Origin of the sequence: Spirosoma sp. KCTC 42546, from assembly GCF_006965485.1 — a bacterium.
Lineage (GTDB): Bacteria > Bacteroidota > Bacteroidia > Cytophagales > Spirosomataceae > Spirosoma.
The window spans coordinates 6,164,087-6,186,928 of the sequence record NZ_CP041360.1; the positions used below are offsets into that span (position 1 = coordinate 6,164,087).

Sequence of the window (22,842 nt, forward strand, 5' to 3'; positions counted from 1 at the left end):
CTGATCGTTGGTCTATTATTTTTTGGGATGAAGAACGCTTGCCGTTGCTTTACTGGCGTATCGGCCAACGTGCTGATAACCTGAACCATTTCAACAGCTTATACACATGAAAAATCACTGGTTAATTCTGCTTCTCGCCATGCTATCCACTACGCTGAACGTACTAGGACAGGATAATAAAGTTGGCGGCCCCTGCGAAGGGTGTGAAGCCATTCTGGAGAGTCCGGTTCCCTTCGACAAACTGGATAGCTTCCTGAAAATGCCGGATGCATCATGGGATGGGAAGAAGCCTCTTGGGATAAATGGAATCGTTTATAAGGCAGATGGAAAAACACCCGCGTCGGGCGTTATGCTATACATCTACCATACCGATGAAACGGGCCATTATCCAAAAAAAGGTGATGAAAAAGGCTGGGCAAAGCGGCATGGGTACATCCGTGGCTGGATGCGTACCAACGAAAAAGGAGAATACAAATTTGTTACACTTCGGCCAGCGTCCTACCCTGGCCGTACCGATCCAGCCCATATTCACATCACGGTGAAAGAGCCGGGGCTCAACGAATATTACATTGATGAATACTTGTTCGATGATGACCCGCTGCTAACGACTTCGGCCCGGCAGAAACTGGAGAATCGGGGTGGCAGTGGCATACTGAAACTCAAGGATGTAGGCAACATGTATAAAGCCGAACGGCATATCTACCTCGGCAGGAATATTCCGAACTACCCAGCGAATCAGTAAATCATAGGACCTGATTTAGTCGCCTTGGCCCCCTTTCAGTAGATAGGGCTGGCCAACTATTGCCCTGACTATAATACCGTTGCGTGATTCCTAATAAACTACCTACTTATGAAGCGCATCGTTTTCATTCTACTTCTATACTTATCTGGTACGCAAGCGTTGAAGGCGCAATTCGTTGATAGTCTGGGATCTGTAACAGGTACTTTTGCTGATTCTATCACAAGAAAGGCCATTCCGTTGGCAACCATTTTGCTGTTTCAGCAGACTAAATTGGTCGATGGTACGCTAACCGACAGCCAGGGCCATTTTGTATTTAACAACCTTCCATTGGGCACGTATTCTCTTGCGTTTAGTGCTGTAGGGTATCGACCAACCCAAACGAATGTATGGACGATACAGACTCAACACCCTACCCAGAATTTAGGTATTATTGCCGTCCATCAGGATGTAACAAACCTACAGGCAATAACGGTTAGAGGGCAAAAACCGCTGATTGAACAGCGGGTCGACGGCATTACATTCAATGCGGAGAGTCTGCCTTCTATTGCGGGAAGCGATGCATCGGATGTGTTGCGCAAGGTACCGCTGCTTTCGGTCGATGCAACCGGTGGACTTTCCATGCGAGGGAGTTCCAATATTCGAGTCTTCATTGATGGCAAACCGTCCGACCTGTATGCTTCGTCGGTGGCCGATGCGTTAAAGTCGATCTCCGGTGAAAGTATTGTCAAGGTTGAACTCATCACGCACCCGTCTGCCCGATACGATACAGAAGGTACGGATGGCGTGGTAAACATCATCACCCGAAAAAACCGTGATAATGCCACCAATGGCACTATAAGTGCTGTTTTGGGGAACCGAAGCGAAATCCTGATGGGGGACATACAAAGTAAGTACGGAAAATGGCTGGCGAAACTGGATGGATACTACCAACCCTACTGGAACCGTAATGGCTCCGTGCTGGAACGCGAAACAGGCCCGTTCCGCATCATCCAGAAAAACGAATCCCGGCAATCCGGCAACTACGTCTATGGTGGAGCCAGTCTGTTATATAGCCTCGATACGTTAAACACGCTTACTATGGGCTATCGACTGCGCAGGTCGCCTTATCAGACGCACCTGCTTTCAGCTAATTACACAATAGCTAATGAGCAGCTTACGCCTACGTTTCAACGAAGAATCGAAAGCCCCTTTAGCAACAACGGCAGCACGTTTTCGGCAGGCTACACCAGAAATTCAGCAGATAAGCAAAACGGATCACCGAAACGCGAATTCTCGCTATTGGGAATGTATTATCTGTTCAATGGTACCAATCGCTACGATATGGAGCAGGTAGCCCAGACTCCTTATAAAGAAAACTTCTATGGGAAAACCCTGAACCACGACCTGCTTATTCAGGCAGATTATACTCAATTATTTACGGATAAATTAAAATGGGAAACCGGCGGTAAACTCACACGTAAAAACCTGAAAAGCGACAGTTGGTTTGGGATTTATGATTTTGCAAATCAGGACTTCGCGAACGACGTGATCCGGTCAAACGGGTTTTCGTACCAGAGCTCGATTTATGCGCTGTATGCCAATTTGAGTTTCCAGCTAAAAACCTGGCAATTGATGGCCGGACTACGTTATGAAAAAACAGACTTGGCGGCCTCCTTTAAAGACAATCTACTCCAGCTGCCTTCTTTTCAGAACCTTGCCCCCAACTTGCTGATTAGTAGAAATCTGAACCAGAAAAGCACGCTAAAACTGGGGTATACGGTGAAGCTGGTTCGCCCCTATTTCTCGTACCTGAACCCAACCGTAAACCGGAGCGATTCGCTCAATATTCAATTCGGCAACCCCTACCTCCAGCCTGAAATTACCCGCCGGTATCAGCTTAGCTATTCCCGAAATGGCACCCGGTTATTTACCGATATCGCCCTGTTTTACAACCACAACCAAAATAGCATCGAGACCATCCGAACGGCCCGGCCCGATAGTGTTTTTGAAAGCACCTTTCAAAATATTGGCCGAAATAAACGACTGGGTGTGTCGGTCAATCTAACCTGGAAACCCACTCCCAAAATTAGCCTGGGTGGTACATTGACCACGCAGTACGTCCAGTTGGAGAGTCCTATTATGCAACTGACCAATAGTGGTCTGATGCGCCAATTCGTTCTGAACTACAGCCATAAACTACCCAAAGGCTATAGTATCGACTTCTATGGGTTCTTCGATGCAAACAGCATCCAGTTACAGGGCTATCGGAGCGGTTGGAAATACTACAGCCTGACGTTCAGTAAAAAATCGGCCGACGATCGATTTAACCTGAGCCTTCGGATGGACACACCCCTGTCACAATACACCTTCATTGATGAAGTAATTACCACCAACGCCTTCCATCAGCGTCAAACGACACGTTACCAGAACCAGAATCTTCGCCTTACAGGCTCATTCAAATTGGGCCGGAAACAAATCAAAAGCCCCCGCGTACGGCAGGCAGAGAACCCAGACTAGAGCAGTGCTGTCTAAGATGCTTTGATCATACCCATGGGCTTCAGTCCGTGTATAAAAGCCCACCTCGAGCAATCAGTTTTGTCGCTCGCCGTAGCAGTAGCAAAGCCCATCTGGCGCAACAACAAAAAAGACTTTCCATTCAGTAGTGCCATAGGTTTGATGATCAAATTTCGGTTCGCTTTTTTCCAGCCCATTTGCCTTTAATTCCGCGAATGCCTTTTCAACATCATCTACTTCAAAGAAACAGCCATCCTGGGTTGGATCACCTCCATTTTCGGCCAGCCCAATCTGAAATCCGTTTTTATCTATAGTAGCTGATTTATAGGGGCTGTCTTGCCGGGAAACCACCCGAAATCCCATAATCATTTCGTAAAATGGGATCGCTGCCTCCAAATCAGGAACTGGCAAATTCATCTTATCCTGCTGGTAAGGCCAGGCATTTTTAATCGTTGCGTTGGGCGTTTCCATTTGGCTTTGTTCGGGTTGTTTAAGGTAATTTATCTATGTAGTTAGAATTTCGGGTAGGCATGAGTAAAGACGCCTTCACGATACATCCCAGCGCAATGTTAACCCCCTTACAACGTATTCTTTTTACGTTGTAAGGGGGTCAGTTAAAAAAATCCTGTTGTAGGGCTTATTCACTCCGCAAACTCTTCACCGGGTTCATTAAAGCCGCTTTCATACTCTGGAAACTGACCGTCAATAGAGCAATCCCTACCGCCATCAGGGTAGCTAAGGCGAATATCCACCAGTCGATGGAAATCCGATATGGAAAGTCGTTCAGCCAGCTACTCATGGTCCACCAGGCTATGGGCGTGGCGATAACGGAAGCCAGGAAAACCAGTATGATAAAATTTCTTGACAACAGCCCCATGATTGTTAGCACACTGGCTCCCAGTACTTTCCGGATACCAATTTCTTTGACACGCTGTTCCACGCTGAATGCGGCAAGCCCGAACAATCCCATACAACCTACAATGATGGCAAGGACCGCGAATAGCCAGAGCAGCTCGGATAGTTTTTTTTCAATACTGTACATTTTCCCATAGGTCTCGTCCATGAACTTATAATCCAGAGGAAAGTTGCGGGAGAACCTGTTCCATACGGTGTTGATATACGCTATCGTTTTCTGCATATCGGCCTCTCGGACTTTTACTGCCACTTTAAACAGTTCCTGCGGCACCATGTGGATCACGGCAGCCGTAACTTTCTCATGAAGGCTTTTGTAGTGAAAATCTCTGACTACCCCTATTATCTTTCCTTTTTTAATCGGATTAGTCGTGTCGGTGGGTGCCCATTCGTGCCAATTTATTCGCTGGCCCAATGCTTTCTCAGGGGAGCTAAAGCCAAACTCCTTTACAGCGGTTTCGTTAATGATAAAGGCTTCCTGCACATCTGTCGACATGTCTTTTGAAAAATCCCTACCAGCAATAAGCTGTAACCCAACTGTTTTCAGGTAGTTATGATCGCCAACAAACATATTTACGGAATAGTCTTTTCCGCCATTCCTGCCTGGAAGTGTAACACCGTCCCCCGCAAACTGGTCGCCCGGAAGGCCATAGCCCGATGTAACAGCAATTACATTGGGGGAACGTCTGAGTTCGTTTTTAAAGGTTTCCAGCCCTTTCCCGGCTACATCGCCCTGTGCCTGAAAATAGATAAGCTGTTCTTTACTAAACCCCAGATCCTTATTGTTCATATACTGGGTTTGCCTGAACACGACAAGAGTTGAAATAATAAGCAATGAAGAAAGCCCAAACTGCACAACAACCAGCACCTGCCTGAGCCAGGGTGTACCGTTGCGGGATAGTTGTATATTTTTCAACACATTCACCGGCTGGAAACCAGATACAATGATGGCTGGATAGCTCCCCGCCAGTATACCCACCAATAGGGTTGCCCCCAAGAGCAACAGGCACAGTTGCGGATCTGTGAACGGGTTAAAGGCTATTGCTTTGTCGGTGAAACGATTCAAGGCTGGAACGACGATCAACATAGCGATTAACGCAATGAGCATAGCCATTATGGCCACCAATATCGTTTCGCCCAGAAATTGAAAAACGAGTTGCCAGCGTCCTGCACCAACTACTTTTCTGACTCCGATTTCTCTGGCTCTTCGGAACGATACGGCTGTAGCCAGGTTGATAAAATTGAAACAGGCAATAACAAGCACAAACAGCGCTACGATCATCAATGCGTTTACATAGCTTTCATTGCCACGGATGGCATTGTCAAAGGTAAAATCAGCCGAGCCAAGATGAATAGCCTGGAGCCGCTGAAAAAAAGGGAGCATGACCGTATCGCCGGGTTTGATGATTTCGGTTTTTACATACCCCTGTAATTTGTTTTGCAGGAGCCCAATATCCGTTCCCGGTTTTACTTTTACATAGGTATAAAACTGGTTCCAGGTCCACCTTTCCATTCGGCTTGGCGGGATACCCACACTGGAGAAAGACATCAGGAAATGAAAATCCAGATGAAAATGATCCGGCAGTGGCGCAAGCACGCCTTTTACGGTATAATCAAACGTATTGATTTTGATGGTTTTACCAACGGGATTCTCCTCTCCGAAATATTTTTTTGCCAGTTCGCTGGTAAGAATAATTGTTCTCGGAATATCAAGAATGTCAGCAGTCACCACTTCCTTTTCTAGTGGCAAAGCAAATAGCTGAAGAAAAGACGACTCCACAAACCAGCCTTTATCTTCATAGTTTTTCTGGGTGCCTACATCCATCAAAAATCGATCGGGAGCCATCAATATCCGGGCAGTTGTATCCACTTCAGGATAGTGCTGTTGCAGGAAGCTCGCGTAAGCCGGAGCAACAACTGCTGCCTTAGTGGTTGTATTGTCTTTGGTTCGTTCGGTATAAATGCGGTAAATGTTCTCGCTATCGGGTATGGTTTTATCGAACTTCCATTCATCCCATACAAACAGGCCAATTGCCAGACAGCCGACCATGCCTATAGCCAACCCGGCAATATTGATGGCCGAATAAGCTTTATTAAGCAGCAGATTTCTAAAAGCGATTTTAAAATAGTTCCGGATCATAACGGGGCTAAAAATTGAGGTCTGTTCGTATCCTTGTTTACTAATTTTCCGTTGGCGGACAAAGGGCGGTAAAACCGACACCACATTCAGCACATAGCGCAAGGTAGCCTGCGTCTTGCCCGCCCGCTGATACCAGTACGCGTAGAGTTCATCTAAATCGCCTTCAACCTCCTCCAGTGTTTCTTCGGGATGCAGGTGGGTCAAGAGCCAGTGGGCCCAGCGGGGTGATTTCATGGCAACGGGATTACTCTTTGGGAGTTACCACCAGGTCCCTAAAATGAGCGTCGGTTCCTGGGCCAACCCAAAGCCCAATTGCTCCTTCCTGATTCGGGCCGTGTTTCAGATCGTTTACGATTAACGTGGGCTGTGCAGCCCCATGAACGTACAGTTTTGCTTTATCTCCCTGAATTTCAATCCTCACTTTTGTCCATTCGCCTTCTACTAGATCCACGTACGATTCATACTTTTCTGGTGTTTCTTTTCGGTTTTTCTGCCAGGGAAAGCCGGGGTATGAAATGTATTGTACCGAGTGGTTTCGTCGGACCTGATCATCGGCCCGACCATTGGTTGGCCGCAAATAGATACATTCAAATTTGGAATCATCGTCGGCAATTCGAAATGCAATGCCCACAAATCCACGGGCAAGCTCACCTGCATTACTTAAGAGTTTACCAGCTAGTTCCAACTCGATTATGCCATTTTGGAAGCGACTGTTTTTAATTTTAGCATAGGACACTTCTGTCATAACACTGCCCAAATCGACGACTCGAACACTTGGCTTACCAAGGTAAGTCTCTACAAATACCTTTGTATTAATTGGTATTAGTCCATCTGTGTTAGTCAGGGAAAGCTTTGTTTCACGAACCTGCGCTACTCCAGCGCTAAAACATAGGGGCGTTAGCATTATAGAAAGCAATACTGTTATTTTCATTGGTTTAATTTTGTTATAAAACTCACTACAGTCTCAATGTATCCAAAAGATTGGCTCTTGCCTGTCGTAGTAAACGTACCATTTTAGGGTTTAAAGCAGGGAGCATGGAGCTGGGTAGGATGCCTTTTCTGCGTTCTCGTCTCCACGCTATTCGCTGCGTAAGCTTTTCACTGGATTCACTAAAGCCGCGTTAATGCTCTGGAAACTGATCGTTAACAAAGCAACACCAATAGCCAGCAGAGCTGCCAGGGAAAACTCCCACCATTCCACATCAATGCGGTAAGCAAATTCCTGCAACCAGCGATTCATAGCCCACCAGGCAAGAGGTGAAGCAATGACAATAGCGATTAAAACCAGTTTAAGGAAATCCTTCGACAGCAAGGCTAAAATGCCGGGTACAGATGCGCCTAATACTTTCCGGATACCGATTTCTTTGGTTCGGCGCTCCGCCATGTAAGCCACGAGTCCAAACAATCCCAGACATGAAATCAGCATGGCCAGCAACCCGAATACATCAACCAATTTATTAACCTGCTGCTCACTTCTATACAGGCTATCATACGCACTATCCAGAAACTGATAACTAAATGGGTAATCCGGGTTAAATTGCCGGACCAGCCGCTCAATATCGGAGAGGGCCCTCTCTGTTTGACCAGCACGGATTTTTACCAGCACATAACTAGCATTTCCGTCGTCGAACGCCAGAATCAGCGGAGTAATGGGCTGATGAAGCGACTGCAAATGAAAATCCTGAATCAGACCAATAATTGGGCCTTTACCACGCCAGAATTCTATTTCCTGGCCTATCGGATTAGCCATGCCCATCAGTTTAGCCGCTGATTCATTAATGATATATCCGCCCGAATCAATTCGATTATGAGTCCTGAACTCGTGCCCAGCCAATACAGGAATAGCCATGGTTTTGGCAAAGTCAGTCCCGACAAAATCACCTGAAACTTCCGTTGGTTTATCAGGGTCTTTCCCGGACCACTTTAGATCACCCGAACCACTATCGATGTTGATAGGCAATTTGTTAACGGTTACGGCAGATGCTACTGTAGGCAATCGCAGCAACTGCTGCCGGAACGGTTCTGGATGACCTGATTTGAGAATATCCCCTTCCAAGGGAATCGCTACAACGTCCATCCGATTCAGACCGAGATTTTTCGTATACAAATAGCGCATTTGTCGCCCAATCGTTAGCATACCGACAAGCAGGAAAACGGCCAGCGAAAACTGAAACACAACCAACACCTGACGGAACGTTGCCGGATTAGTGCCAAGTGACAGGAATCCCTTCAGAATACGAAGCGGAGGTAGACCTGACAAGAATAAGGCTGGATAACTTCCAGCTAATAAACCGGTTATGAGTATTAGCCCGCTGATGCCCAGCCAAAGCCCAGGACTCATCAGGTTAAGTGCCAATTGTTTTTCCAACAATGTATTAAACGTTGGTAAGACATACCAGACGATACCCAACGAGATAACGGCCGCCAGCAGACTCATTACCATCGATTCGCTCAGGAATTGGCCCACCAGAGCGAAACGCCGAGCCCCAACTACCTTCCGAATGCAAACTTCTTTAGTCCGCAACGCCGACCGGGCCGTGGATAAGTTCATAAAATTGATACAGGCAATAACCAGAATGAACAGAGCCACAAGGGAAAAAATACGTACATATTCGATACGTCCACCAGTTGATTTTCCATTCTGATAAACCGAATACAGATGCTGGTCGACGATAGGCTGTAAAATGGGGTAGATTCTGCCTTCTTTAGCACTTTTCCAATCGGTGTAACGACCATAAATGCCCTTCATAGCTGCCTCAGCCTGTGCCAATGTTGTTTGTGGATTCAGGCGAACGTAGGTTTGAAATGGGTTATCTCCCCAGGTTTTCATCCACTCCTGCTCGAATGTCCTGAAATTAGCAATCCAGTCAAATTGCAGTGTCGATGTGGTTGGTAAATTTTCAATAACAGCCCCTACCGTGTAGAGCTTATCATTATTAAGCTGCAATTGCTTTCCTAACGCAGGCTCATGAGGAAAGTATTTTTCGGCCATTTTACGGCTAATAATGATATGAGTCGGATTCGCTAAGGCCTCTTTGGGGTGACCGGATAAAGTAGGCACATCAAATACGCCGAAGAAATCCTCGGTGGCATAATAGCCTTGCTCTTTGGACGGTTTCTCGTCTGCTGTCGGGTTGGTTGTTCTGACCAGCACATTTGGCCAGTTGGCCACCTTAGTCACATGGGCTACTTGTGGAATATCCTTTTGAATGACCCCTTGCAAAGGGCCAGGGGTCGATAAGGTAGTTAGCACTTCGCCATTACGCTCAAGATTATAATGAACTACGTAGATCTTTTCGGCATCTGGAAAAAAACGATCATAACTAAGCTCATCGTGCATCCACAAACCAATCAGTAGATTGCAGGCCATGCCTAAGGCCAGCCCAGTAATATTGATGAATGAAAAAGCCTTATGACGTACAAGATTCCGCCAGGCAACAATGACATAATTACGGAGCATAGCAGGGTACAAATTTGAAGGTTGATACTCGTGTTGTTTGTGTTCTCGTCTTCGCACAAAGGGCGGTAGCACCGATACTACATTGAGCACATAGCGCCAAGTCGCTTGTGTTTTTCCCGCCTTACGATACCAGTATACGTACAGCTCATCCAGATCGCCCTCTACTTCCTCCAGAGTTTCCTTAGGGTGAAGTCTGGTTAAGAGCCAGTGAGCCCAGCGGGGCGGGATTTTATTAGGCACGTTCATAAACCACTTAACTGTACCGTTTTAGGTGGAATTAGTTGCCAAAGCTCCTGCCGGAGTTGCTGAATGTCCTGAAGCGCCCGGCTGCCCAGGGCTGTCACCCGGAACAGGCGCTTGCGCCGTCCACCCCGTTCAGTCGTACCTCCACCTAATTCCGAAGTCACAAACCCTTTTTCTTCCAAACGGATAAGGGTATTGTGTACTGTGCCGAACGTTACGATTCGGCCCGTGTGCTCCTCCAATGCTTGGCTGACGGTAACCCCATAACCTTCCCCATCCAGAATCGCTACCATCAGCAACACTACTTCCTCAAACTCGCCTAAATACGTGCGACGCATGGCTTTTTTGTATTAGTTTATATTTTATCGTACAAATCTGCGGCCAACTAGCGAACATGGCCTAAATAGCCCATTTAGGCCGTTTAACAACTTTATAGCCAGCTAAATCTGTCCGTAAATGGACACAGCCCTGTCCGTTGGAGGACAAAATGTTATTTGTTATTACACGGAGATTCACAAAGAAAAAAGAGATACACTGAGGACTTTGTGTATCTCTATATTACAACCCTTCCTACTCACTCCGCAAGCTCTTCACCGGGTTCATCAAGGCGGCTTTTATACTCTGAAAACTGATTGTCAGCAATGCGATTCCGATTGCCAGCAATCCGGCCAAGGCAAAAATCCACCAGGAGAGATCAATTTTGTAGACGTACTCCTGTAACCAACGGCTCATCCCAAACCATGCAAGTGGCGACGAAATGAGGATAGCGACCAGGACCAGTTTTAGAAAATCCTGTGAAAGCAGCGCAACGACACTCATCACCGACGCGCCCAGTACCTTACGAACCCCGATTTCCTTTGTGCGTTGTTCGGCAGTAAAAGCCGCCAGCCCGAACAATCCTAAACAGGAGATGAAAATGGCCAGAAAGGCAAAGTAGTTAGCCAGCGATCCAACAACGGTTTCGCTACGGTACAAGGTCTGAAACGCTTCATCGGCAAACCGGTACCGGAACGGAAACTTTGGATTTAGTTGCCGAGCCAGCACTTCCAGACTCGCGAGTGCCTGTTTCGTCTGTCCAGGTTTAACGCGCACAATAATAATTTGCCCGTCGCCTAATTTGGCGATAAATGGTTCAATGGCGGTATGCATCGAGCTTTGGTGGTAGTCGGCAATAACCCCCACAATGGTTCCGGTTTTGCCCCACATGGTCAGTGGTTTACCAATTGGATCGTTGTAGCCAATCCGCCGGGCAGCCGTTTCGTTAATGAGGAAATTGGCCGAATCTGCCCCAAAAGCCTTCGAAAAATCTCGCCCGGTAACTTTTACTTTCAACGTTTTCGTGAAATCGTAATCAACCTTAGAGAACTGAAACTGAATGCTGGCTTTCGGGTCTTTTCCAGGCCACTGCACATTTCCTGTACTTCCAAATCCATTGGTGGGTGTGCCATCCATTTTGGTTACGGACTGAATCCCCGGCATTTGCAACAACTCTTCCTTAAACGTATTGTATTTAGGCCCCAGCTCGCCCTCAGACGACACATAAAGCATTCCCTCCCGATCAAATCCTAGATTCTTGGTTTGAATAAAGTCGATTTGTCGGTATACGATGATGGTTCCGATGATGAGCAACATTGACAGGGCAAATTGAAAAACCACCAGTCCCTGCCGGAAAAATCGCGCGCCTGCCCCGAATCGTACAGTACCTTTCAATACCCGAATCGGGTTTAGCGACGATAGAAAGAGGGCAGGGTAGCTTCCGGCAATCAAACCCGTAACAAGTGCCATCCCGACCAAGATAACCCAGAATGAAGCATCGGTAAAATGAAACGCAATATGCTTCTCCGTCAGGCTATTGAAGGTAGGCAGCAACAGCCAGACAGCGCCCAGCGCAATCAGTAAAGCCATGCATGTCAGTACCATAGCCTCGCCAATAAACTGCCCGATTAGCCAGCCACGCCCGGCACCAACCACTTTTCGAACGCCCACCTCACGGGCTCGTTTAACGGAGCGAGCTGTTGCCAGATTCATAAAATTGATGCAGGCAATCAGCAGGATAAAAACGGCCACAATCCCAAACAGCCGTACATAGTCAATACGCCCCCCATCCTGATAACCGTTCTTGAAATTGGAATACAGATAAGCCTCCTGATAGGGTTGCAGAAAAAGCTGAATAGCAGAACCGCTCTTGGTCATGCCCGGATTGCGGCTTTTCAGAAACGACTTCATCTTGGCTTCCAGACGGGCCGGATCAGCAGGTACGCCATTCCGATCTACAACTAGCTGAATGCGGGTTTCAAGCGCGTTGGTCCCCCAATCTTTCAACCATTCGTTATGATTTAGCAGGTCCTTCCAACTCAGCAGATAGTCGTAGGTTACCGAGCTGGCTGCCGGGACATCAAAAACGGCGCTAACCTGATAATCCTCTTTGTTGCCGATCCGAATGCTTTTACCCATAGCCGCCTGCGGGCTACCAAAATAGTTTTGCGCTAGTTTTTGTGAGATCGCAATGGTATTCGGCCCGTTCAAGGCGGTTTCGGCGGTGCCAGCCAGTAATGGAATACTGTACATTTTAAACCAATCGGCCCCGGCCCATCGTCCTTTCTCTTTATTGAGCTTATCCCCCACCAAAAACGTGCGTTCTTCTTCCCAGGAAAGCCCGGCCGCATATGCGATTTCGGGAAATTCTTTTTTCAATTCCTCAGCAAGCAAAGCAGGGGTCCCGTTCCCAGCCTCTACCTTGCCATCGTAAAACTGACGCTCCATCACATTATAAAGCTGCGGACCGTTGGCATGATAGGCGTCTACGCTGAGTTCATCCTGAATCCAGAGCACAATAACGAAGCAACAGGCCATTCCAAGGGCCAAGCCCAGGATATTGATAGCCGAAAACGATTTGTTGTGGGCGATGTTCCGCCAGGCGATTTTCAGATAATTGCAAATCATATCAAACTGAAATAATGAGGGTTGAGGATATGTACTGTAGTAACTAGATGTCCGTTGGCCGGAGCGCCGGAACGATTTAAAAAAGTACGGCCTCAAATAATGTAACACCGCCCATCCATACTCCCGACGGGCTTTAGAAAGACCCACTTCCTGAATACGTTTATAAAACACCTCATGCAAATCCCCCTGCACATCTTCCAAAAGACGAGGAGACAGGAAGGTTTCTAACAGACGGTCGGCCCAGCGGGGTGGTGCATTCATAATTCATTATCCATTATTCATTATCAATTATCCATTCCCTCTCTTACCCCCCAATCAATTGAAACTTGCCCGGTGGAATAGCTTTCCAAAGGCGACTTCGCACCTCCTGGATATCATTTAACGCCCGTACGCCCAGGGGTGTCAGCGTAAAAAATCGTTTGCGTCTCCCACCCCGTTCGGCCGTTGCGCCACCCATTGTTGAGGCCAGATAGCCCTTCTCTTCCAGTCGGTAGAGCGTGGCATGCACAGCACTCATGGTTATTGAGCGTCCGGTCTGCTGCTGAACATCCTCCCAGACGTTGACCCCATAGGCATCTGTCAGGCAGGCGGCCACAACCAGTAACACAATTTCTTCAAACTCCCCCAAGAAGGCTCTTCGCATGGCAGTAAACGACGGAAGTATTAGTTGTAATTTTGCAGGACAAATAGCCTGCCAAACGAAAAAAGGGCTTTTAGAAGCGGAATAAAGGCTTTTAGGAGGGATTCACTGTCCGAAAACGTACAGTTCCTGTCCGCTACTGAACACAAACCGCCTGGGCAATTTCGCCCCTATCCTGATATAAGGCCTGGTTTGATAACAACAGCCGTCTATTTGGGTTATTCAGGTAGCTGAATCCGCTTGTTCAACTTTAGGATAGCCTTTTACATCCATGATGCATCTTCTGAAGCGGCTCTACCCGAAGCTGTTCGCTGACTCAATACCAATGCCTATGGCAACTAAGAAAACTAACACCGATAAAGGCTTCTTTTCAAACGCCTGGATTGTCTTACGTGATTCATTCAATGGCTTCCTTGATGACCGTTGTTTGAAATTGAGTGCTGCTCTGGCCTATTACACTATTTTTTCGCTGGCTCCGCTGCTCGTACTGGTCATCTCCCTGACTAGTATCTTTTTTGGCGAAGAAGCCATTCGTGGCGAAATATTCGGCCAGATCAATGGTCTGGTAGGCAATGAAGCCGCCAAGCAGATTCAGGACATGATAAAAAGCGTGGGCCTGTCGGGGAAAACCAGTACTGCCCTGGCTATTGGCATTGTTACGCTGGTGCTCGGTGCAACCAGTATCTTCGTCGAAATTCAGGATTCGGTTAATCTGATCTGGCGGGTTAAACCTAAGCCGAAGAAAGGCTGGCTAAAACTGATTAAAGACCGATTGTTGTCTTCTTCGTTGGTAGTTAGTCTGGGCTTCCTCCTGCTGGTATCGTTAATTGTTAACGGAATGGTGCTAGCGTTAAGCAATCAACTCACGCGTTTTTTACCCGGATTTGGCGTTTATGTAATTAGTGCGATCAATTTTCTGATCAGCACCTCGGTCATTACAATTTTGTTTGGTGTTATTTTCAAAGTACTGCCCGATGCCAAAATAGGCTGGAAAGATGTGCGTTGGGGAGCCATCTTTACGGCGCTGCTGTTCATGCTCGGGCGCTACCTGATTGGTTTGTACATCGAAACCACCAGCACCAGTTCGACCTATGGCGCAGCTGGCTCTCTGATCGTCATTCTGACGTGGATCTATTACACAGCTGCTATTCTCTATTTCGGAGCGGAATTCACGCAAGCCTATGCCAATCATTTCGGTATCCGAATTGAACCCGCCGACTACGCGGTGTACGTAGAACAAACTGAACGCGAGCGCGAAGTTTCCAAAATACCAATCCAGCAAAAAGTGGAGCAGGCTAAGAAATAACTGATTAAACACAGAGACACCGAGAACACAGACAAATACATTATCTCTGTGTTCTCGGTGTCTCTGTGTTTAATCAGCTGTATATATAGTACTGAATTAGCTAATCTTTAAATGATTTTAGCCGACAGTAAGCCTATTTGGAGAAATAATTGCTTTTTTACAGGCTGATTTCACAACCTATATTTCGTACTGCCACAATGAACCAACTTACCTTAACCGATTACGTTATTTTCTTTCTCTATTTTATCGGTGTTTCTTCGTACGGCTACTGGATTTACCGTCGAAATCAAAAAACCAAACAAGACACTAAAGATTTCTTTCTGGCCGAGGGGTCACTAACCTGGTGGGCCATCGGAGCGTCCCTGATTGCCTCTAACATCTCCGCTGAGCAGTTCATTGGTATGTCGGGCGATGGCTATCGCTTCGGGGTCGCTATTGCGGTGTATGAATGGCTGGCGGCAATCTCACTAATCATTGTAGCAGTGTGGTTCATTCCCATTTATCTCAAGAACCACATCTACACGATGCCGCAGTTTCTGAGCACGCGCTACAACGAAACGGTAAGCCTGATCATGGCCGTTTTCTGGCTGTTCCTGTACGTATTTGTCAACCTGACTTCCATTTTATTCCTTGGTGCGCTGGCTATCAGCAGCCTGGTAGGGGGCGACAGTTTTCATACCATCATTATCTGCCTGAGTCTGTTCGCGATTTTCATCACCCTGGGTGGCATGAATGTCATTGGATATACGGATGTTATTCAGGTTATGGTGCTTATCATTGGTGGTCTGGTTACTACCTATCTGGCCCTGCAACAGGTTAGCCTGACATTAGGACTGGACGGGGGTATTATTTCGGGACTGGGTGCCATGATCAAAGATGCCGACGACCATTTCCACATGATTTTCGAAAAACCGGATCCTGGTGCGTCCCAGCCTGACATCAAGCGCTACCTAACGTTGCCGGGTATTGCTATGTATCTCGGTGGCATGTGGGTTGTTAATCTCAACTACTGGGGTTGTAATCAGTACATTACCCAGCGTGCCCTGGGGGCCGACCTTAAAACGGCCCGTACCGGTATTCTCTTCGCAGCCCTGCTCAAGATTTTTATGCCAATCATCGTTATGCTGCCCGGCATTGCCGCTTATGTGATTCACAAGAATGGCGGGCTACAGGGCGAAATGCTCCGCAACGGGGTTGTATCGGGCGATAATGCTTACTCGGCAGTACTTACGTTCTTGCCAACCGGTCTGAAAGGCTTGTCGGTAGCCGCTCTGACAGCCGCTATTGTGGCTTCGCTGGCGGGTAAAGCCAACTCGATTTCGACCATTTTTACCCTCGATATTTACCAGAAGTACATTAACAAAAACGCGAGTGAAGCTCGTTCACTCTGGATTGGGCGAATCACCATTCTGGTGGCGGTAGCATTATCTATTGCGCTGGCCTGGGAGGATGCGCTTGGTATTGGTGGTGAAGGTGGCTTTACGTTCATTCAAAAATATACCGGCTACATCAGCCCCGGTATTTTCGCGGTGTTTTTGCTAGGTTTCTTTTGGAAACGCACCACTGGTGTCGCGGCTATCGTTGGCATTTTGGGAGGCTTTGGTTTTGCGGTTCTGTTTAACAACTTCGCTCCCAGGCTGTTCGGCCCCGAAACGATCATGTATTCCTCATTCCTGAACAGCGAGGGCGTGTACGAGATTCCGTTCTTGGTTGCCATGGGCTGGGCGTTCTTTTTGACCGTTGGCCTGATGATACTCATCAGTCTGGCCGGGCCAAAAATAAACCCTAAAGGACTGGCTATCGACTCGTCCATGTTCAAACTGGCACCAACCAACCTGGCAATGGCTGTTATTATTGTGATGCTGGTTTCAATGCTTTACATCCGATTCTGGTAAGCGAATAAAACTCGGTTAAAGAAGACGTAAACCAAAGATGGTCGCTCAGGCGGACCACTCCTTTCGTTTACGTCTTCTTCTTTTCTTTTACCCTGTAAACGTATGACCTCCTCTTCTAACTCCCTACGCCCGTTGTTCACCCTTCCAGTCATTGTAGCTGCATTGGGGTATTTTGTGGACGTATATGATCTTCTATTATTCAATATTGTCCGGGTCCCTAGTTTGAAAGACCTTGGCCTGTCTGAAGCTGACATCTCCCTGGTTGGTGGTAAGATTATCAATTATCAACAGGCCGGTTTGCTGGTTGGCGGCATCCTATGGGGTATTTTGGGCGATAAACGGGGAAGACTGTCTGTCCTGTTTGGGAGCATTATTACCTATTCTGTGGCGAACCTTCTCTGTGGTTTTGTTCACGATCCCCAACTCTATGCCTGGCTCCGATTTATAGCTGGGCTGGGTCTGGCTGGAGAATTGGGAGCAGGTATCACCTTGGTAAGTGAAATTTTACCCCCACGTCTACGTGGGTACGGGTCGTCGTTGGTGGCCGGTGTAGGCTTGTTAGGCGCAGTGGTAGCCTACTTTACCGTTACCCTGTTCGACTGGCGTACAACTTACTTCATTGGTGGTGGGCTGGGTTTAGGCTTACTACTCCTGCGGGTAAGTATCCTCGAATCAGGTATGTTCAAACGTGCCCAGCAAACGGGCGTGTCGAGAGGAAATTTCTGGGCTTTATTTCGAGGAAAAAATCAGACTCTACGCTATTTACGTTGCATGGGTATCGCTCTTCCGACCTATCTGGTTATCGGCATTCTAACCACCTTCGGGAATGAATTCGGGAAAGCCTTAGGCATTCAGGAGGCCATTCAGCCAGGGCGTTGCGTGATGTTTACATATATCGGTATGGTTATCGGCGATTTGTTAAGTGGTGCTTTAAGTCAATGGCTCCAGTCACGCAAGAAAGCCATTGGCCTTATGATGGGAATGGCGTTCCTTTTTATGGCCATTTACTTATTTGGCGGGATTAGCTCAACAAGCACATTCTATGCCGTCTGTGTGGCAATGGGCTTTAGTATCGGCTACATTGCTATGTTCCTGACCATTACGGCGGAGAGCTTCGGCACCAATCTCCGGGCTACAGCTACCACGTCTGTAGCCAACAACGTTCGGGCAACTACATTGCTTACGATTCCGGCTTTTCAAGCTATGAAACCTTCGTTGGGTGTGATCCACTCAGCGGCCATTGTCGCCATCATCTGCTTCGGCCTTGGCCTCTGGTCATTGCTCACGATGGAGGAAACGTACGGAAAAGAGCTGGATTACAGCGAATAATGCTGCCAGGTTCGCCTTAGTATGAGCTTATCTACTGGAATGCTTAAGTAAAACTCGTCTCTATCTAAACGGCTACGTTAAGAATCTTTAACAGGGTGGAGAGTACCCGTATCTTAGTTTCCATATTTTAAACGACATAAGCATATAAAGCCTGATCGATGACCTGGCCATCCTTAATCGCACTTCGACGCATGATACCTTCCCGTTGATAGCCTGCTTTTTCGAGCACTTTCATTGAAGCCGTATTACGAAGGAACGGAACGGCATACAGGCGAGTTAGTACAAATTCATCCAGGGCGTATTGAGTAAAGGCCTTTAAAGCGGCTGTCAGAATGCCACGTCCCCAGTACGTTTCGCCTAACCAGTATCCTACTTCAGCCGAACAACGCTCTATGTCTTCATGGAGAACCAAACCGATACCCCCTACTGCTTTGTTCTCGACAGTGATAGCAAAGTTCGTTTCAGGAGAAGCACCCACCACTAACTCAATCCATTGATGCGCATCGGCTTGTGTATAGGGATGTGGAAAGCGATCTCGCAGGTTCAGCCAAATCTCTTTGTTGTTGGCATAATGAGGCAGGTTCTGTTCATCGCCCCGTTTCCAGGAACGGATGGTGCATAGGCCACAGTCAATATGCATAGCTATAGCAGTTCGTTTTAACCTGGACATCACTATTTCCCATACGTATCTGGCCTCTCGGAGTCCTATCTTTACTTATGCAACTGAGCTGGCAATAATGTAACTCTCCACATCATCATCATACCGCATAAGCACTATTATGTAAACAAAATTAAAAATATGCTACCTTCAACCGACGCTGAATCCGTTTCGGCAAAGCAATTCCAGCCTGGTAATCCTGGAGCAACGCTTCCTCCCGATTACGCCGAAACCAAGTTTGCCTGATCAGGCCAAAACCCGTTGGTATGGCACCTACCACCCAGATTGGTGGGGCAAAAAGTCCACCCAACACATAACACCCGCCTACCATTGTATAGATTTTTCCCGATGATCGTTTATCGGCAAAGAGGTGTTGCACAGCTACCAAAGTATCCTGTCTGGAATACGTTTTAGCAGGTAAATCAGGCAGCGCGTATAGGCTTGAAAAAGCTGAACAGCAGAGTACGATGAAAATAGACCTTTTCATAAGAAACTGTTTTTTGTTCAAACGTTGTACTAAGGCGATTACAAAGTCGGCCGTTTATCAAACCACGGCTTGGCCTGTTCCAACTGCCCCGCAAGCCGAAACAGAGTTGCTTCATCGCCGAGTTTAGCCGCAAACATAACGCCAATAGGCAACCCATCTGCCGACCAGTGCAGCGGTACCGACATGGACGGTTGACCAGTCATATTGGTAATGACCGTAAACGAAATGTAGCCCAGTGACCGTTCGGCCAATGCCTCTACCGTTTTGCTGCCATTCAGGTATTTCAAACCGCCGAAGGAGTCAACTAATTTTAAAAGACGCTCTTCCGAGTCCTTGTTTTGAAATGTACCCATCGCAATAGGCGGCCGGGGTAAGGTTGGCGTCAGAAACAGATCATAGGTTTCGTGCAGTTGCCCCATACTGCGGTTGAGCGTATTCCACCGGCGTTTCTGATAAGCAGCATCAGCAGCTGAGAAGCCTTCAGCCAGTCGTGCCTGCGCCCAGGTATTTAACTCTACATCCGTCCGTTTAACGGGCCTCCCCAGGTATTCACTCAACTGACGAAGGACAGCCGCCGTTTCGCCGAGTACGTTCACAAAAAAGGCTTCGGTAACAATCGTTTTTTCATAGGGAAGGGGAATTTCCTCAACCGTATGCCCTAATCCTTCGAGTAATCGGGCCGTTTCCTGAACGGCTTTAACACATTCCGGATCAGTCGTTTGTGAGGGCATTAGCGCCTGTGTGGCGAATGCAATTCGCAATTTACCCGGCTCTCGGCCAACTTCCTGTAGAAATGGTCGCTCGGGTGGCGCAATACCATATGGATCACCCGCCAGCGGGCCAGCTATGGCATCCAGCAGAGCCGCACTATCACGCACGCTTCGTGTAACAGCATGGCCCGCTACGGCCCCATTCCATAACTCACCAAAGTTGGGGCCGAGCGTAACACGCGCCCGTGAGGGTTTTAGCCCAAACAATCCGCAACATGAAGCCGGAATCCGAATGGAACCTCCGCCATCGGTTGCGGTTGCAGCCGGAACAATTCCAGCAGCTACAGCAGCAGCTGACCCACCACTCGACCCACCCGGCGAGTGGGTCAACTTCCAGGGGTTATGGGCAGGTCCGTACAGTTTCGATTCAGTGTAGGGTGTCAGGCCAAATTCCGGCGTGTTGGTTTTTCCGAAGAAAACCAGGCCAGCGGCTTTGAGCCGTTTGATCACTTCGCTATCCGCCGTTGATACATAGTTCTGATAGCCCCGGCTGCCCGATTTCATTGGTGTTCCCGCCCACTCTAACTCCAGATCTTTCAATAAGAATGGCACACCCCGCAATGGTCCAGCCTCCGGTAAGTGATTGGCCATGTCGCGCCCTTTGTCATATAGGGGCGTTACAATAACATTGAGCTTAGGATTAACGGCTTCAGCTCGCGCAATGGCCGTTTCGAGAAGTTCGCTGGGGGTTACTTCACCCGTGCGAACCAGTTCAGCTAATGCTGTTGCATCCTGTTTGACGTATTCGTCGAAAGACAGGGTTTGAGAGCGGGACGTTTGCATAGAAATTGAGTGGAAATGGCTGAATATGCCCGTTCATTAACATGTACATCATTACGGTTAACAAAGACATTTATAGCGCACCTATACCGCCCAGCTTTCAGTCATAATCCCATACTGAAAAATTGACAGGCCATTAGCTCTGGTATTGTAGGAGATAATAAGGATATGCTGGCATTTTACGAACCTGCTGTAGCGATAGAAACAGGCCTGGACAAAGACAAGACAGAATAGGCTCCAATTGCCATATAATCCTTGTTGCTCAGTTCAGGTGCAAACTCTTCCAATTCGGCAGGGGGTATCATAAAACTAGTGGTACCCTCCTGGTTTATTAACTCAAAGGCTAATCTGGTAAATAGAGTATAAGCAAATAGTCCTACAATCGGATCAATATCACTAAAGGAAAGCTTCGTATGCTGTACAATTATTGTCATAATTGCACTCTTTTTACCAGGGAGTAAGGTACTCAACAGGTAGTGCCCTTCCGTTACCAGTTCAACGAAATCAGTAGTAATCGTCAAGTCAAAATCGGGGATAGAGGCTGTCAAACGCGCATGCTTCTCTAAAATTCGCAACACTAATCCTTTACCAATATCAGTTTGTAATTGTCGATGCAGGCAAACGAGTAGTAAACTAATTGCTAATCGGTGAACTTGTTTTATACTCGTTTCAGGTTGATTAACCCGTTGGGTTACGTTTTCAAGATACGATTCGTCATCAAGCAATTGCCTAAAAAAAGAAGTGTTCTTCATAAACGATTTAGGTTTAGCTATGGAATAGGGTACCAGCACAACTATGAACGCTTAGACGAGAAATTTGACCATTCGTTTCTCACTAGTGACATAGAACTGTACATCTATTCTCATAGCTTCCACCAAATCGGTTAGACTAACGCTACCGCGGATCCACTTTATTGTTTGGCTACGGCCACGCCAATTTTCGAGTCGGCCGTACCGTAGTACAAAAACCACCGCCCTCGAAACGGGACCATTCCCTCCAGAAAACATACCTGATTCACTTGCCCCTCCATCTCATAAGGCTGGTCGGGTTTAATAAAGTGGTTTTCCGACCGATCAATGAGTTTGGTCGGATCATTCGCATCGAAAAGTAGTTGACCGCCTGCATAGGCTCCTTCAGCCAGATTGACATCGCCATTCTTTGCATCATTCATCCCATTGTAAATCAGCAAAATACCATTTGGCGTCAGCATGGCAAATGGACCTGGTTCAATCAGTCGATAGTCATGCTTTCCTTTGCGCGACTCAGCAACAACCAGTGGTTTACCACCCTCTGTGTCAAGTGGTTTCCAGTGCAGCAGGTCATCGGAAGTGGCCAGGCGGAGTTGCGGTTTATCTCCCCAATACATCCAGTAGTGGCCGTTTATTTTCTGTGCCACTAATCGACTGCCAACCCGTTTGCAAACAATAGCCCCCGACTTTGACCAGTTGTTACGGTATTTCCCGTTGTCGACATCATCGAAAGCCAGGCCTTGTTTATGCCAGTTAATCAGATTCCGCGATGTGGCTACGCAGAGACGGGCTTTGTCGCCGTCGTAGGCAGTATAGGTCATTACATACACGCCATTGGCGCTTTCAACTACGCGCGGATCTTCGCAGCCTCCCTCCCACTCATAGATTTTCATGGGATCGTTAGCGGGATAAAAAACGGGCTTTGGCATTCGTTTGAAATGAATTCCATCGCTACTGACCGCCAACCCCAGCCGCGACGTACCACCCACCCGTCGAACCGTATCTTCAGCGCGATAAATCATATATACCTTTCCATTACGCACTACGGCTGATGGATTATATACATCTTTTTCCTCCCAGCGAACCGTTTCATGGCGTACCGGGCAACTGAATGTTGTATTGGTTTTAGCCGCCAAAATCGGGTTGTACGCATTCTCTTTTTGAAACGGCCCAAGCATCCAGGGCTTTTCAGGTTTCGACTGGGCCAGTAGGCAACTGGGTAATAGGGAAAGAATTAAGAATAAACGGATCATTAATTTGTAGGAAAGGGGTTCTAGAATGGTGCAAGGCCGGGC

General features: G+C 47.5%; 17 protein-coding genes. 5 read left to right on the top strand and 12 right to left on the bottom strand.

Annotated elements, in window-relative coordinates; genetic code table 11:
• Positions 1–106: 106 nt before the first annotated feature.
• Both EXU85_RS25420 and EXU85_RS25425 read left to right on the top strand, forming a co-directional pair.
• Entirely contained in the window at positions 107–742 is a 636-nt protein-coding gene (locus tag EXU85_RS25420; protein ID WP_142774779.1) for an intradiol ring-cleavage dioxygenase, read from the top strand.
• 108 nt (positions 743–850) lie between these two features.
• On the top strand, positions 851–3,238 hold the full coding sequence (locus EXU85_RS25425) for a TonB-dependent receptor (RefSeq protein ID WP_142774780.1): 2,388 nt from the start codon (positions 851–853) through the stop codon (positions 3,236–3,238).
• A gap of 72 nt (positions 3,239–3,310) precedes the next feature.
• Here EXU85_RS25425 and EXU85_RS25430 read toward each other — a convergent pair whose 3' ends face one another.
• From EXU85_RS25430 to EXU85_RS25460, 7 genes are all read right to left on the bottom strand, one after another.
• Positions 3,311–3,706, bottom strand: a complete 396-nt coding sequence (locus EXU85_RS25430) for a VOC family protein (RefSeq protein WP_142774781.1) — start codon at positions 3,704–3,706, stop codon at positions 3,311–3,313.
• A gap of 166 nt (positions 3,707–3,872) precedes the next feature.
• Positions 3,873–6,521, bottom strand: coding sequence for an ABC transporter permease (locus EXU85_RS25435; protein WP_142774782.1), 2,649 nt, complete (start codon positions 6,519–6,521; stop codon positions 3,873–3,875).
• A gap of 10 nt (positions 6,522–6,531) precedes the next feature.
• Positions 6,532–7,218: a hypothetical protein gene (locus tag EXU85_RS25440; RefSeq protein ID WP_142774783.1), complete on the bottom strand. Its 687-nt coding sequence runs from the start codon at positions 7,216–7,218 to the stop codon at positions 6,532–6,534.
• Positions 7,219–7,365: 147 nt separating this feature from the next.
• The gene (locus tag EXU85_RS25445) at positions 7,366–9,993 is read right to left on the bottom strand and encodes an ABC transporter permease (protein ID WP_246859243.1); all 2,628 of its coding nucleotides are present in this window, start codon (positions 9,991–9,993) and stop codon (positions 7,366–7,368) included.
• The gene (locus EXU85_RS25450) at positions 9,990–10,328 is read right to left on the bottom strand and encodes a PadR family transcriptional regulator (protein ID WP_142774784.1); all 339 of its coding nucleotides are present in this window, start codon (positions 10,326–10,328) and stop codon (positions 9,990–9,992) included. The genes EXU85_RS25445 and EXU85_RS25450 overlap by 4 nt, the downstream gene beginning before the upstream one ends.
• A 232-nt stretch (positions 10,329–10,560) precedes the next feature.
• Positions 10,561–13,194 (bottom strand): ABC transporter permease, encoded by a 2,634-nt coding sequence (locus EXU85_RS25455; protein ID WP_246859244.1) that lies wholly within the window; start codon positions 13,192–13,194, stop codon positions 10,561–10,563.
• 43 nt (positions 13,195–13,237) lie between these two features.
• Positions 13,238–13,576 carry a PadR family transcriptional regulator gene (locus tag EXU85_RS25460; RefSeq protein ID WP_142774785.1) on the bottom strand — a complete coding sequence of 113 codons (339 nt, stop codon included), beginning with the start codon at positions 13,574–13,576 and terminating at the stop codon, positions 13,238–13,240.
• A 328-nt stretch (positions 13,577–13,904) separates the two neighbouring features.
• Between EXU85_RS25460 and EXU85_RS25465 the strand changes: the two genes are divergently transcribed.
• The 3 genes from EXU85_RS25465 (at position 13,905) to EXU85_RS25475 (ending at position 18,103) form a co-directional block, all read left to right on the top strand.
• On the top strand, positions 13,905–14,879 hold the full coding sequence (locus tag EXU85_RS25465; protein ID WP_142774786.1) for a YihY/virulence factor BrkB family protein: 975 nt from the start codon (positions 13,905–13,907) through the stop codon (positions 14,877–14,879).
• Positions 14,880–15,076: 197 nt separating this feature from the next.
• The gene (locus EXU85_RS25470; protein WP_142774787.1) at positions 15,077–16,774 is read left to right on the top strand and encodes a sodium/solute symporter; all 1,698 of its coding nucleotides are present in this window, start codon (positions 15,077–15,079) and stop codon (positions 16,772–16,774) included.
• 102 nt (positions 16,775–16,876) lie between these two features.
• Complete coding sequence (locus EXU85_RS25475) at positions 16,877–18,103, top strand: MFS transporter (RefSeq protein ID WP_142774788.1); 1,227 nt, start codon at positions 16,877–16,879, stop codon at positions 18,101–18,103.
• A gap of 127 nt (positions 18,104–18,230) precedes the next feature.
• On the opposite strand, the gene EXU85_RS25480 is transcribed toward EXU85_RS25475, so the two are convergent.
• The 5 genes from EXU85_RS25480 to EXU85_RS25500 all read right to left on the bottom strand — a co-directional run bounded on the left by EXU85_RS25480 (position 18,231) and on the right by EXU85_RS25500 (position 22,800).
• On the bottom strand, positions 18,231–18,743 hold the full coding sequence (locus tag EXU85_RS25480) for a GNAT family N-acetyltransferase (protein ID WP_142774789.1): 513 nt from the start codon (positions 18,741–18,743) through the stop codon (positions 18,231–18,233).
• A gap of 151 nt (positions 18,744–18,894) precedes the next feature.
• On the bottom strand, positions 18,895–19,248 hold the full coding sequence (locus tag EXU85_RS25485; RefSeq protein ID WP_142774790.1) for a hypothetical protein: 354 nt from the start codon (positions 19,246–19,248) through the stop codon (positions 18,895–18,897).
• A 38-nt stretch (positions 19,249–19,286) separates the two neighbouring features.
• Positions 19,287–20,801: an amidase gene (locus tag EXU85_RS25490; RefSeq protein ID WP_142774791.1), complete on the bottom strand. Its 1,515-nt coding sequence runs from the start codon at positions 20,799–20,801 to the stop codon at positions 19,287–19,289.
• A gap of 176 nt (positions 20,802–20,977) precedes the next feature.
• On the bottom strand, positions 20,978–21,550 hold the full coding sequence (locus tag EXU85_RS25495; protein ID WP_142774792.1) for a hypothetical protein: 573 nt from the start codon (positions 21,548–21,550) through the stop codon (positions 20,978–20,980).
• Positions 21,551–21,708: 158 nt separating this feature from the next.
• Positions 21,709–22,800 (bottom strand): glycoside hydrolase family 130 protein, encoded by a 1,092-nt coding sequence (locus tag EXU85_RS25500; RefSeq protein WP_142774793.1) that lies wholly within the window; start codon positions 22,798–22,800, stop codon positions 21,709–21,711.
• Positions 22,801–22,842 lie beyond the last annotated feature (42 nt).